Annotated in this window: 10 protein-coding genes; 8 read left to right on the forward strand and 2 right to left on the reverse strand. The window is 74.1% G+C overall.

The window, feature by feature from the left end:
- Nucleotides 1-52 precede the first annotated feature (52 nt).
- Complete coding sequence (locus ACQPY4_RS14970; RefSeq protein WP_433336628.1) at nucleotides 53-1009, forward strand: Lrp/AsnC family transcriptional regulator; 957 nt, start codon at nucleotides 53-55, stop codon at nucleotides 1007-1009.
- A gap of 9 nt (nucleotides 1010-1018) precedes the next feature.
- On the opposite strand, the gene ACQPY4_RS14975 is transcribed toward ACQPY4_RS14970, so the two are convergent.
- Complete coding sequence (locus tag ACQPY4_RS14975) at nucleotides 1019-1636, reverse strand: hypothetical protein (RefSeq protein WP_433336630.1); 618 nt, start codon at nucleotides 1634-1636, stop codon at nucleotides 1019-1021.
- Between the two features lie 98 nt (nucleotides 1637-1734).
- On the reverse strand, nucleotides 1735-4509 hold the full coding sequence (locus ACQPY4_RS14980; RefSeq protein WP_433336631.1) for a PQQ-binding-like beta-propeller repeat protein: 2775 nt from the start codon (nucleotides 4507-4509) through the stop codon (nucleotides 1735-1737).
- A 284-nt stretch (nucleotides 4510-4793) separates the two neighbouring features.
- Here ACQPY4_RS14980 and ACQPY4_RS14985 point away from each other — a divergent pair, with 284 nt between their 5' ends.
- Genes ACQPY4_RS14985 through ACQPY4_RS15015 form a run of 7 tightly spaced genes read left to right on the forward strand, consistent with a single transcriptional unit; the run spans nucleotide 4794 to nucleotide 12369 of the window.
- Complete coding sequence (locus ACQPY4_RS14985) at nucleotides 4794-5252, forward strand: (2Fe-2S)-binding protein (protein WP_433338922.1); 459 nt, start codon at nucleotides 4794-4796, stop codon at nucleotides 5250-5252.
- 2 nt (nucleotides 5253-5254) lie between these two features.
- Nucleotides 5255-6226, forward strand: coding sequence for an FAD binding domain-containing protein (locus ACQPY4_RS14990; protein ID WP_433336633.1), 972 nt, complete (start codon nucleotides 5255-5257; stop codon nucleotides 6224-6226).
- A 3-nt stretch (nucleotides 6227-6229) separates the two neighbouring features.
- Complete coding sequence (locus tag ACQPY4_RS14995; RefSeq protein WP_433336635.1) at nucleotides 6230-8431, forward strand: xanthine dehydrogenase family protein molybdopterin-binding subunit; 2202 nt, start codon at nucleotides 6230-6232, stop codon at nucleotides 8429-8431.
- Between the two features lie 27 nt (nucleotides 8432-8458).
- Nucleotides 8459-9112, forward strand: coding sequence for a TetR/AcrR family transcriptional regulator (locus ACQPY4_RS15000; protein ID WP_433336637.1), 654 nt, complete (start codon nucleotides 8459-8461; stop codon nucleotides 9110-9112).
- The gene (locus tag ACQPY4_RS15005; protein WP_433336639.1) at nucleotides 9109-9975 is read left to right on the forward strand and encodes an amidohydrolase family protein; all 867 of its coding nucleotides are present in this window, start codon (nucleotides 9109-9111) and stop codon (nucleotides 9973-9975) included. The genes ACQPY4_RS15000 and ACQPY4_RS15005 overlap by 4 nt, the downstream gene beginning before the upstream one ends.
- The gene (locus ACQPY4_RS15010) at nucleotides 9972-11522 is read left to right on the forward strand and encodes an AMP-binding protein (protein WP_433336641.1); all 1551 of its coding nucleotides are present in this window, start codon (nucleotides 9972-9974) and stop codon (nucleotides 11520-11522) included. Before ACQPY4_RS15005 ends, ACQPY4_RS15010 begins: the two co-directional genes overlap by 4 nt.
- Nucleotides 11523-11565: 43 nt before the next feature.
- Nucleotides 11566-12369 (forward strand): transporter substrate-binding domain-containing protein, encoded by an 804-nt coding sequence (locus ACQPY4_RS15015; protein ID WP_433336643.1) that lies wholly within the window; start codon nucleotides 11566-11568, stop codon nucleotides 12367-12369.
- Nucleotide 12370: the final 1 nt, after the last annotated feature.

Consider the following 12370-nt stretch of genomic DNA (forward strand, 5'->3'; position numbering starts at 1 on the left):
GGCGTTCCGGCAGGGCGCGCCCGAACGATGAACGCCGTGGCAGGATGGCCGGGTGGACGGACGAGGGGGCGCGACCGGGCGGATCGCGATCGACGATCTCGACCGGCGGCTGATCGAGCTGCTGTGCGCCGACGGGCGCGCGGCGCTGACCGGGCTCGGCCGCGCGGTCGGGCTCTCGGCGGACGCCGTCCGCGAGCGGCTCAAGCGGCTGGAGGGCAACGGCGTGCTGCGGGTGCTGGGCAGCGTCGACCCGGCCGCGCTCGGCTACCACGCCTTCGGGCTGAGCCTGCTGCGCGTCAACGGCCCGGTGGCGCCCGTCGCCGCCGCCCTGGCCGAGGTGCCCGAGATCGACTTCGTGGTCTGCGTCGGCGGCCGGGGCGACCTGCTGGCCGAGGTGGTCGCGCGCGACGCCGGGCACCTGTTCGAGCTGCTGGACGAGCACGTCCGCGCCCATCCGGCCGTGGTGTCCTGCGAGACGTTCCGCTACCTGGGCATCGGCAAGTGGCAGCCGGGCGGCGGCTTCGGCCCGCAGCGGGTGCCGGGCCCCGGCGACGCCGCCGCGCTCGACGCCCACGACCGGGCCATCATCGGCGCGCTGAGCCGCGACGGCCGGCTGTCCTACCGCGAGCTGGCCGAGCGCACCGGCGTGCCGTACTCCATCGCCCGCCGCCGCAGCATCAGGCTGCTGGAGAGCGGCACCGTCACCGTCGTGACCGTGGTGAACCGGATGGCGTCCGGCGAGCGCGTCCAGGCGGCGGTCGGCGTGCGCGCCTCAGGGCCGCTCGACCGGGTGCTGGACGAGGTGCGCCGCATCGACGAGGTCGAGGTCGCGGTCGCCACGACCGGCCGCTACGACCTGCTGCTCGATGTCGCGTGCCCGTCCGAGCGTGCCCTGACCGGGCTGGTCACCGACCGCCTGCGCACCCTTCCCGGTGTGACCGCCACCGAGGCGCTGGAGTATCTGAAGATCTTCAAGCTCCCGGTCAACTGGGCGATCCCCGCCCACTAGCGGAACCTTCTAGCGGGCGGCGGCGCGCAGCACCAGGCCGAAGGCCCCGGGGGCGCGGCGGCCGGGCTCCTCCAGGACGGGGACGCGCGAGCCGAGGAAGTAGCGGCGCCGGACCACCAGGCCGTCGTCGCCCAGGCTCCCGGCGGTGAAGAGGCAGAGCCAGCCCCAGGCCAGCATCGACAGCCCGCTGCCGAGCACGTACACGCCGGACGCGATGGTCTCCGACAGGCTCAGGGCGTAGGCGGTCAGCGGCCAGGCGACGCCGAACGCGCTCCAGTACAGCGCGTCCTTGACGACCTCGCGCTTGAGCCGCGCGGAGGTGGGCGGGGGGCCGGGCGGGCCGGACGAGGGTTCGAGCACCACCCAGCGGCGCGGGCGCAGGAGCGGTGCCCGGTACCGCACCATCCGCCAGCCGAGCCCGGTCGCGATCATGCTGGCGGCGACCACGCCCGCGTACCACGCGTCGGGGTAGCCGATGATCGCGCCGGGCCAGCCCGCGGTCACCCAGACCGCCCCCGAGGCCGTCCAGGCGAAGCCCTCCCACCGCATCAGCCGCGCCCGGGTCACCGGACGGGCCCCGGCGGCCCGCGCCTCCGCCACCGAGATCGGAGGAGGGGGCGCGGGCATAGTCAGAAACAAGGGATGTCCCATAGACGCGAGCCAAACACACGCCGATGGTCTTTTGCAAGCGTTATATGCAGACTACTGTCTATATACCAGTGTTGTTAGCGCGGCCGACGGGCAACCAGCGCGTGGACGGTTCCGTCGGTGGTCAGGGCGAAGACCCGGTCGCCGCTGACCGACAGCGCCGAGGTGACGCCGCCGCCGAGGTCGTACTCGGCGAGCCTGGCACCCGTCCGGCGGTCGAGCGCGAGCAGGCGGCCGTCCCAGGTCCCGGCGTAGACGACGGTTCCGGTCGCGACCGCGTGCATCGCGGGCGAGCCCTTGCGCACGACGTCGCAGCCCTCGGGGCTTTCGCCCGGCGGGTAGCCGACGGGGGTCTCCCAGACGGGCTTCGCCGGGTCCAGGGCCTTGAGGTCGAACGCGCGGACGACGCCGTCCCGGCTCGCGACGTAGGCGTGGTCGTCGCGAACAGCGGGGCTGGTGATCGGGGGCGGTCCCGGCTCGCAGGGGGTGTTCTCCGGGGGCTTGTCGCCCTCGATCTTGGCGTGCCATACCGTTTTGCCGTCCAGGTCGTGACCGTAGACGCCGCCCAGTGTGGCCGACACGAGCCGGGTCGGGCCGGCGGCGGTGAGCGCGGGGGAGGAATGGGTGAACAGATGGCCTCCCGTAGGGGTGGTCCAGGTGCGGGTGCAGGTGGTCAGGTCGACGGCGATCAGGGACTGGCTGGACCCGGAATGCAGGTAGGCGGTCGTCGAGCCGGGGTCGCGGACGGCCGAGCTGTGGAACTGGCCCCATCCGACGGGAGCGGAGAACCCGCCGCCCAGCGCGTCGCCCGTCGCCGCGTCGCGGCAGATGATCCGGTCCCACTCCTGGTAGAGGGCCACGGGCCGCTTCGGGAGGTCGAACACGCTGACCGGGCCGCCCGCGCGGCCGTAGCGGCGGACCGTGGCGCCCTGGCGTTCCTCGCGCTCGATCCGCTGCCAGACGATTCGGCCCCGGCGGGCGTCCAGGGCGTAGACCCGGCCGACGCCGGTGGTCAGGTAGACGCGCCCGCCGTGGACGGTGGGCGCCGAGTCGGCGTCCCCGTCGAGGTAGGTGCGCCAGGTCTCGCGTCCGGTCCTGGCGTCGTAGGCCAGGACCATGCTGTAGGGCGAGGCGAGCGCGCGTGAGGTCACGATGACCTGCCCGCCGACCACGGCGGAGCCGTTGAGGCTGAAGTTCTCGCCCGTGTCGGCGGTCCAGCGCAGGTCGAGCGTGGCGCCCGGGTCGTCACCGGCCGAGGAGTCGCCCCGCTCGCCGCCGCCCGGACGCGGCCAGTCGCGCCCGTCGCGCGCGGCGCCGAGCCGGTGCCGCCGCTCGACGCGGAAGGAGGTGCGGACGCCGCGCCAGGCCGCGCGGTCGGTGCCGGTCACGGCCAGTTCGGCGGTGTAGGCGCCCGGCGGCAGCGGCCGGACCGCGCCGGTGGCGCGGGTCCACGAGGTGCGCCTGGCGGGGCAGCGCTCGGCGGCGTAGCAGTTCTGGACCCCGGCCCTGGCGGTGCCGCGTCCGAACGGCAGCCGCCCGGTGCGCGCCACGGCCCGTCCACGCGCGTCGCGGACGGTCAGCGTCGCGGTCGCGGGGGTGCGCCCGGCGTCCTCGGCGAACGCCTCGACCCTGACGGGCGCGCCCGTGGGGTGGACGCTCCCGTTGCTCGGGCTCGGCAGCGCGGTGTCGGTGTTGATCCCGAACTGCCGGTGCACGCCCTTGACGTATCCGGTGTCCCTGCCGCTGATCTCGGTGAAGTCCAGCAGCTTGTACCCCAGCCGGGCGCCGTCGATCCCGTAGGTCGTGCCCATGTTGCTGACCTCGACCGACCGGGGGAACGCCCCGCGCCGGAACTCGGCCTGCTGGTTGTGCCCGGAGGCGAACATGCGGACGTCGTAGCGGGCCAGCTCGTCCATGATCGGCTGGATCGCCCTGCCCGGCCCCCACTGCGTGAACAGCGAGCGGTGCGCGTAGACCATGACCTGCTTGCCCTTGGCGCCGCGCCGGAGGTCCTCGCGGAGCCACTCCAACTGCGGGACGAGGCTGGAGGTGTCGTAGTTGTTCTCCAGCACCACGTGGTGGCGGCCGTTGCGGTCGAAGCTGTACCACTCCGGCCCCAGGTTGCGGCGCCAGGTCTCCATGTTCGCCGCGTACCCCTGCGCGTCCGCGCCCGGCGCGCCCGCGTCGTGGTTGCCCATGACCGGGTAGAACGGCATGCCGAGCCGCCCGGCGGCCAGGCCCTCGCGCAGCAGGTCGTACCCGCCCTGGCGGCGCGGCGCCGCCGCGTAGTCGGTCACGGTCAGGTCGCCGGTGGCGATCGCGACCGTGGCGCCCGAGCGTCCCATCGCCTCGACCTGCGCCTTCCACCGCTGCCGCGTCGCGGCGGCCGAGGCGTCGCTGCGGTTGTCGGTCTCGCTGTCGGACGGCATCAGCCAGGTCTCGCGCGGGTCCGCGGCGCGCCGGTCGGGCACCAGCGCGAAGTCGGCGCCGGTCGCCCCGTTCTCGGGGACGCGCACGAAGTGGCGCGGCACGTAGTCCTCGCGCAGCGCGGGCGTGTGCCCGTCCGGCGAGACGACCTGCACCAGGTCGGTGCCGCGCCGCGCCGGGTCCATGGCCAGCTCGTAGGAACCGTCGGCTCCCGTCGTGGCCCACGCCTGCCCGTCGGTCACCGACACGCCGCCCAGGCCCCGCTCGCCCGGGTCGCGGCGGCCGTCGCCGTCGACGTCGCGGAACACCGTCCCCTGGACGGTGACGGTGTCCGGCGCGGCCCCGGCCTGGGCGGGGGTGAGAAAGGGCAGCGGCAGCAGGAGCAGCATGAGCCCCAGCGCCGATCGCCCATTGGGTTTGATCATGGGACGGACCGTAGGAGACCGGGATGAACGCCGTACGACACGCTCCTGAACGCTCTTTCGCCTGATCACCCCGCCTTTTCGTCCGCCTTTACCGCGTCGCGAATTGAATGGCGCGCATGGACGAATTGACCGGAGAAACCGATGAGACCGAGGAAGGGGGCCCGAGCCGCCGGGCGTTCCTGGCGTCCGGGGCCGGGGTGGCCGGGTCAGCGGCGCTCGGCGCGGCGGCGCCCGCGCAGGCGGCTCCGGTGCCCACGCCGCCGCCCGAGACGCTGCCGCTGACGATGACCGTCAACGGGCGGCGGCGGTCCCTGCGACTCGACCCCCGGACCAGCCTGCTCGACGCGCTCCGCGAGGAACTCGGGCTCACCGGGCCGAAGAAGGGCTGCGACCAGGGGGCATGCGGCGCCTGCACCGTCCTGGTGGAAGGGCGGCGCGTCCTGTCGTGTCTCACCTTCGCCCAGATGTTCCAGGACGCCGAGGTCACCACGGTCGAGGGGCTCGCCGACGGCGACCGCCCGCACCCGGTGCAGCGGGCGTTCGTCGACCACGACGGGATGCAGTGCGGCTTCTGCACCTCGGGCCAGGTCACCTCCGCCGTCGGCCTGCTGGAGACCGAGAACCCGCGACCCTCCCGTGAGGAGATCAAGGAACTGATGAGCGGCAACCTGTGCCGGTGCGCGGCCTACCCCAACATCATCGCCGCCGTCGAGGCGGCCTCCCGCACGATGAGGGGGCGCTAGCGATGCCGCCCTTCCACTACACCCGGGCCACGCGGGTCTCGGAGGCGCTGCGCGTCCTGGCCGAGGACCGGGACGCGGCCTTCGTCGCGGGCGGCACCGACCTGGTCACGCTGGTCCGCGACGGGATCGCCGCGCCGAGCCACCTGGTCGACCTCAACGGGCTCGGCCTGGACCGGGTCGAGTGGCAGCGCGGCGGGGGAGTGCGCATCGGCGCGCTGTGCCGCAACGCGGTCGACGACTCCCGGCTGCGCCGCGCGTACCCGGTGCTGGCGCAGGCTTTGCGCTCGGGCGCGTCCGCGCAGATCCGCAACCGCGCCACCTTCGGCGGCAACCTGCTCCAGCAGACCCGCTGCCCCTACTACCGGCTGCCGGAGTTCGCCTGCAACCGGCGGCGGCCCGGCTCGGGCTGCTCGGCCGCCGAGGGCGACGGCCATCTCCAGGCGATCTTCGGCGCGAGCCCGCACTGCGTCGCCGTGCACCCGTCCGACATGGCCGTGGCACTCCAGGCGCTGGACGCGGTGATCCTCACCGAGCGCCCGGGCGAGCGCCGCCGTATTCCGGTCGACCGCTTCTTCCGGCTGCCGGGCACCACGCCGCACCTCGGGACGGAGCTGGCCCGGGGCGAGCTGGTCACCGGCGTCGAGCTGCCCGCCGCCCCGTTCGCGCGGAACTCGCGCTACGTCAAGTTCCGCGAGCGGACGTCCTACGCCTTCGCCCTGGTCTCGGCCGCGGTCGCGGTCGAGCTGCGCGGGGGCGAGGTCAGATCGGCCCGGATCGCGCTGGGCGGCGTCGCGGCCAAGCCCTGGCGCTCGCCGGAGGCCGAGCGGGCGCTGGTCGGGCGGCCGCTGGACGAGAGGTCCATCGCGGCGGCGGGCGAGGCGGCCGCCGCGGGCGCCCGGCCGCGCAGGGACAACGGTTACAAGGTCGAACTGGTCAGGCGCGTCGTCCGCCGGGCCCTGACGGAGCTGGAGTGAGCGGTGGCCATCGGAGAGTCCGTCAAGCGGATCGAGGCCGGGGACAAGGTCAGCGGCAGGGCCGGGTACACCGGCGACGTCCGGCTCGACGGGACGGCCTTCGCCGTGCTGGTCGGCAGTGAGATCGCGGCGGGCCGGATCAGGGGGATCGACACCCGTCGCGCCGAGCGGGCGCCCGGCGTCCTGGCGGTGATCACCCATCGGAACCGGCCCGAATGGTCCAAACTGCCGCCGACGCCGTACACGGCCGAGGGGCGGCTGCCGCTGCTCGACGACCGGATCCACTACGCGGGCCAGTACATCGCCGTGGTCGTGGCCGAGACCCGCGCGCAGGCCGCGCACGCCGCCGCGCTGCTGGAGGTCGACTACCGGCGCGAGCCCTCGGTCCCGACGCTCGACGCCGCCCTGCCCAACGCCTACGTCGCGCGCGAGGGCGGCCACATCCGCTTCCCGCCCGAGTACCGGCGCGGCGACCCCGACCGCGCGCTGGCGGACGCGCCCGTCCGGCTCGACCTGGAGTACCGGACGGCCACGCTCAGCCACGCGCCGATGGAGCCGTCGTCCACGCTGGCCCGATGGGACGGCGACCGGCTGACGGTCTACGACTCGACACAGGCCGTCCACCTGCATCGCGGGCTGGTCGCGACCGCCTTCGGGCTGCCCGAGGAGAACGTCCGCATGATCTCCTCGCTGGTCGGTGGCGGCTTCGGCAACAAGTCGTTCATGTGGCCGCACGTCCTGCTGGCTCCGATGGCGGCGCGGGTCGTCCGGCGGCCCGTGCACGTGACGATCACACGGCGGCAGGTGTTCGCGGCGACCGGGCACATGGCCGCGACCGTCCAGACGGTGCGGATCGGCGCCGACCGGACCGGACGGCTGCGCGCGATCGTCCACGACAGCACCAACCAGACCTCGTTCGTCGACGACCGCCAGGAGGGCGCGCCCGGCAACACCCCGCAGGTCTACGCCGTCCCTCACGTCTACACGCGGATCAAGGTGGCGAAGGTCAACACCGGAACCTCGGGCGCCATGCGGACCCCGGGTGACAGCGCCGGGGCGTTCGCCATCGAGTCCGCGCTGGACGAGCTGGCCTACCGCGTCGGCGTCGACCCCGTGGAGCTGCGGCGCCGCAACCACGCGGACCGCGACCCCCTCACGGGCCGGCCCTGGAGCGGCAAGCAGCTGCTGGCCTGCTACGAGCGGGCCGCCGCGCGGTTCGGCTGGGACCGGCGCGACCCCGAGCCGCGCTCGATGGCCTCGGGCGACGACCTGGTCGGCTACGGCATGGCGGGCGGCCAGCGCACCGAGCACCAGCGGCCCGCCCGCGCCGCCGTCGACCTGACCGACGACGGGACGGCCCGCGTGCGCAGCGGGGTGGTGGAGATCGGCGGCGGCACGCTGACCACGCTGACGCAGGTCGCGGCCCGGGGGCTCGGGTTGGACGCCTCGGCCGTCACCATCGACCATGGCGACACCGGCCTGCCCCCGGGTCCGCCGACGTTCGGGTCGATGATGTCCGGCAGCGGCGCCTCGGCCGTCCATCTGGCCGCGCTGGACGCCCGCCGCGCCGCCGTCGACCTCGCCGTGCGCGACCGCCGCTCGCCCCTGCACGGCGCCGACCCCGAGGACGTCGTCGCCCGCGACGGCGGCCTCCACCTGCGCGACGACCCCGACCGCGGCGAGACCTACCGTGCCCTGCTGCGCCGCAACCGGGTCAGCTCCCTGCGCGGCGACGGCGACTTCCGCCCGGCGGGCGAGCACGGGACCCACGCGATGGCCACCTTCGGCGCCCACTTCACCGAGGTGCGCATCGACCGCACGCTGCCGAGGGTGCGCGTCGTCCGGCATGTGGCGGCCTTCGCGATCGGGCGGGTGCTCAACCCCAGGACCGCGCGCAACCAGGCCCAGGGCGGGATCATCATGCGGATGGGCGCGGCGCTCATGGAGAACCAGCGTCCCGACCCGGTCTCGGGCCGCTTCCTCGCCCCGGCCCTGACCGACTACCACGTGCCCGTGGCGGCCGACATCGGCGACATCGAGGTCATCTTCGTCGAGGAGCCCGACACCGCCGCCAACCCGGTCGGCTCCAAGGGGCTGGGGGAGATCTCCGCGATCGGGATCTGCGCCTCCATCGCCAACGCCGTGTACCACGCCACCGGCAGACGCGTCAGGTCGCTGCCCATCACCCCGGACAAGCTACTCTGAGCCCATCAATCGATTGATTGGGAGGCCATGTCGAGTCTGGTGCGGATCAGGCGCGCCGCCGTCCGGCTGTTCGCCGCGAACGGCTTCGCCGCCACGGGCATCCGCGAGATCGCGCGCGAGGCCGGGCTGAACTCCGCGACGCTCTACCACTACGCCGGAAACAAGGAGGCGCTGCTCACGGAGGTGATGCGGACCTGCCTGGAGGAACTGCTGCGGGCCGGACGTGCGGCCCTTGATCCCCCTGCCGACCCGCCCGTCCAGCTGGTACGGCTCGTGCGCGCGCACGTCGCCGCGCAGGCCGTCAACCCGCTCACCGCGCGGGTGACCGACCGCGAGGTCCGCGCGCTCGGCGGCGCCAACCACGCGCTCGTCATGAGCCTGCGCGACGACTACGAGTCGCTGTTCCGGCAGGTCCTGGAGCGCGGCGTGCGCACCGGGGTCTTCCACGTCACCGACGTGGGGATCGCGCGGCTGGCGCTGCTGGAGATGTGCAACGGCGTGGCCAACTGGTACCGGCCCGGCGGACGGCTGGACGTCCCCGAACTCCAGGACCGCTTCGCCGAACTCGCGTGCGCGCTCGTCGGGGCGCGTCCGGTGGCGGCGCACGGCCCCGAGGCCGCCGCCCTCAGGCTCGACTCCGAACCGCTCGAACCACTCGACCCCGCGGAGGTCACGCCATGACCGTCGTCGACGCCCGCGTGCGGCTGCCGCAGCACCTGCGCGGGAACGCCGAGTACCGCGTCCCGGCCCGGCAGAGCGAGAGCTACGACCGCGTCCTCGGCCTCACCGGCAAGATGAACGCGGGCACGCTGCCCGCCCTGCTGGCGGCCATGGACGCCGAGGGCGTCGGGCACGCGGTCATGCACGCCGAGACCGAGGGCGGCGAGGCCGCGCCGGCGCTCAACGAGGCGGTGGCGCGGGTCGTCGCCGAGCACCCCGGCCGCTTCTCGGGCGTCGGGACCGTCGACCTGGACGCCCCGCGCCCCACCCGCGCCGCGCGCCAGACCGCCGACGTCCACGCGGCGGGCCTGCTCGGAGTCGCGCTCCAGCCCGCCTTCTTCGGCCTCGACATCGACGACCGCCTGCTGTACCCGGTCTACTCCCGCGCGGAGGAGCTCGGGCTGGTCGTCGCCGTGCACACCGGCGTCACCTACTCGCGGATGCACCCGATGCGGCACGAGCGTCCCGAACTGCTCGACCAGGTCGCCTGCGACTTCCCCGACCTGAAGATCGTCGCCAGCCATGCCGGGTGGCCCTGGGTCACCGAGTTCTGCGCGGTGGCGCGCCGCCACCCGACCGTCCACCTGGAGTTCGGCGGCCTCGCGCCCAAATACGTGGCCAAACCCGGCACCGGATGGGACGCCCTGTTCGGCATGATGCCGAACGTCCTGCGCGACCAGGTGCTCTACGGCAGCGACTGGCCCGTGATCGAACCCGCCCGCGCCCTTTCCGAATGGCGCGCCTCCGGCCTTCCCGCCGACGCGCTCGACGCCCTTTTCGCGGGCAACGCCCGCCGCCTTTTCGCAATTCCGGACGAGAAATGAGCCTTGCCGCGCTTCTCGCGTCCCAGGCGCGCCGCAGTCCCGATCGGGTTCTCCTGCGCACCGCGACGGGCGATCTCGGCTACGCCGAGGCGCACCTCCAGGCGGGCCGCCACGCCGCCGCGCTCGCCGCGCACGGCGTCCGGACGGGCGAGCCCGTGGCCGTCCTCATGCGCAACGGCACCGGCGCCGTGCTCACCTGGTTCGGCGTCGCCCGGCTCGGCGCGATCCACGTGCCGCTCAACACCGCGCTGATCGGGGCCGGGCTCGTCCACGCCCTCCGGGTCTCCGGAGCCCGGGTCGCGGTGGCCGACGCCGCGTCGCTGCCCCCGCTCATGGACGTCATCGACGACCTTGACCTGACCGTCCTGGTGCACGGGGGAGAGGTGCCCCCGGGGCCCCGCTTCGCCGCGTTCGTTCCCGCCGACGGGCCGCCCGTCCCGGAGCCCGCTCCCGACGACCTCGACACCGCCATGATGCTGTTCACCTCGGGCACGACGGGGGTCTCCAAGGCGTGCGAGCTGTCCCACCGGTACGTCGTCCGCCAGGCCGCCCTCCACGCCGAGAACCTGGGTTTCACCGGTGACGACGTCCTGTACTGCCCGTTCCCCCTCTTCCACCTGGACGCCACCACCCTGACCGTCGTGGCGGCCATGACCGTCGGCGCCACCGCCGCGATCGGCGCCCGGTTCAGCGCGTCCGGGTTCTGGGACGAGGTCCGGCGCTTCGACGCCACCGTCATCAACTTCATGGGCGCGACCCTGACGATCCTTTGGAAGCGGCCGCCCTCCAGAGACCGCGACCATCGCGTGCGCCTGGCCTGGGGAGTGCCGATGCCCGAATGGAAGGCGGGCTGGGAGGAGCGGTTCGGCGTCCCGCTCGTCGAGGTCTACGGGCTCACCGACGGCGGCGTCGTCGCCTACGACCCGCTGGGCGTGCCCAAGCGTCCCGGCTCGTGCGGCCGGGTGATCCCCGAATACGAGGTCGCTATCGGCGACCCCGACGGCGACCTCCTGCCGCCCGGCACGACCGGCGAGATCCTCATCCGCCCCCGCGAACCGGGCCTGGTCATGAACGGCTACCGCGGGATGCCCGAGGCCACCGCCGAGGCGTTCCGCGACGGCCGCCTGCGCACCGGCGACCTCGGCCGCCTCGACGAGGACGGCCACCTGTACTTCGTCGGCCGCGCCAAGGACGCCATCCGCCGCCGGGGCGAGAACATCTCCGCCTTCGAGGTCGAGCAGACCGTCGAGAGCCACCCGTCCGTCCTGGAGGCCGCGGCCTTCGGCGTCCCGAGCGAGCTGACCGAGGAGGATGTCAAGGTCTGCGTCGTCCTGCGCCCCGGCGCCGAGCTGACCGCCCGGGAGTTGCTCGCCCACTGCGCCGCCACGTCCGCCGCCCACATGGTCCCCCGCTACGTCGAGTTCCTCGACGCGCTCCCCAAGACCCCCACCCAGAAGGTCGAGAAGTTCCGCCTCCGCCAGCCGGGCGTCACGCCCGGCACCTACGACGCGGAGAGTCCGGAAGCGGCCACCCCGTGGCCGGGCTGATCAAGGCTCTGGAACGTTTCCCTTCAAAGAGAAGGGGGCCCGCATGCGGCGACTGCTCGCGCTCGTCTCGCTGGTCTGCGCCGCGCTCGCGGGCTGCGGCGGCGAGGAAGGCTCGTCCATCCTCGACAAGGACACGCTGGTCGCGGGCGTCCGGCCGGACCTGCCCGGCCTCGGCGTGCGACGCCCCGACGGCGGCTTCGAGGGCCTGGACGTCGACGTCGCGCGCTACCTCGCCGGGCGCATGGGCAAGCGCGTGCGCTTCGTCCCCGCCCTGGCCGCCGACCGCGAGCGCCTCCTGCTCGACCGCGAGGTCGACCTGGTGCCGACGTTCTGGGTCGACCCCGAATGGAAGCTCCGCCTGGCGTTCGCGGGCCCCTACTACCTGTCCTACCAGGACATCCTCGTCAGGACCGGCGAGCGCGGCGTCCGCGGCGTCCACGACCTGAAGGGCCGCCGCATCTGCGCCGTCTCCGGCGCGGGCGCCGCCGACCAGGTCATCAAGGAACGCCGCGTCCCCGCCGTCCCGGTCGCCGCCACCGGCTACGACCAGTGCATGACCATGCTCGAATCGGGCCGCGTCGACGCCATCACCACCAACGACACCATCCTGGCGGGCCTGAGGCTGCGCCGCCCCGCCGGCGTCCGCCTGCTCAACGCCCGCTTCGGCGAGCGCCGCACCGGCATCGGCATCCGCCGCGGCGACCCGTCCGGCTGCGAGGCCCTCAACAAGGCCATCACCCACCTCTACCAGGACGGCACCATGACCCGCCTCATGCGCAAATGGTTCACCGGCAGCGGCCTCCCCCTCACCGACGTGGACGTCCCCGAATTCGAAGGCTGCCTCTGAC

It is taken from the genome of Spirillospora sp. CA-294931, from assembly GCF_050946795.1.
Taxonomy (GTDB): Bacteria; Actinomycetota; Actinomycetes; order Streptosporangiales; family Streptosporangiaceae; genus Spirillospora.

What these genes read in the sequence shown, in the direction of transcription:
- ACQPY4_RS14975 (WP_433336630.1), bottom strand. Translation starts at nt 1,636, where the DNA reads ATGCCCGCGCCCCCTCCTCCGATCTCGGTGGCGGAGGCGCGGGCCGCC.
- ACQPY4_RS14980 (WP_433336631.1), bottom strand. Translation starts at nt 4,509, where the DNA reads ATGATCAAACCCAATGGGCGATCGGCGCTGGGGCTCATGCTGCTCCTG.
- ACQPY4_RS14985 (WP_433338922.1), top strand. Translation starts at nt 4,794, where the DNA reads ATGACCGTCAACGGGCGGCGGCGGTCCCTGCGACTCGACCCCCGGACC.
- ACQPY4_RS14990 (WP_433336633.1), top strand. Translation starts at nt 5,255, where the DNA reads ATGCCGCCCTTCCACTACACCCGGGCCACGCGGGTCTCGGAGGCGCTG.
- ACQPY4_RS15000 (WP_433336637.1), top strand. Translation starts at nt 8,459, where the DNA reads ATGTCGAGTCTGGTGCGGATCAGGCGCGCCGCCGTCCGGCTGTTCGCC.
- ACQPY4_RS15005 (WP_433336639.1), top strand. Translation starts at nt 9,109, where the DNA reads ATGACCGTCGTCGACGCCCGCGTGCGGCTGCCGCAGCACCTGCGCGGG.
- ACQPY4_RS15010 (WP_433336641.1), top strand. Translation starts at nt 9,972, where the DNA reads ATGAGCCTTGCCGCGCTTCTCGCGTCCCAGGCGCGCCGCAGTCCCGAT.
- ACQPY4_RS15015 (WP_433336643.1), top strand. Translation starts at nt 11,566, where the DNA reads ATGCGGCGACTGCTCGCGCTCGTCTCGCTGGTCTGCGCCGCGCTCGCG.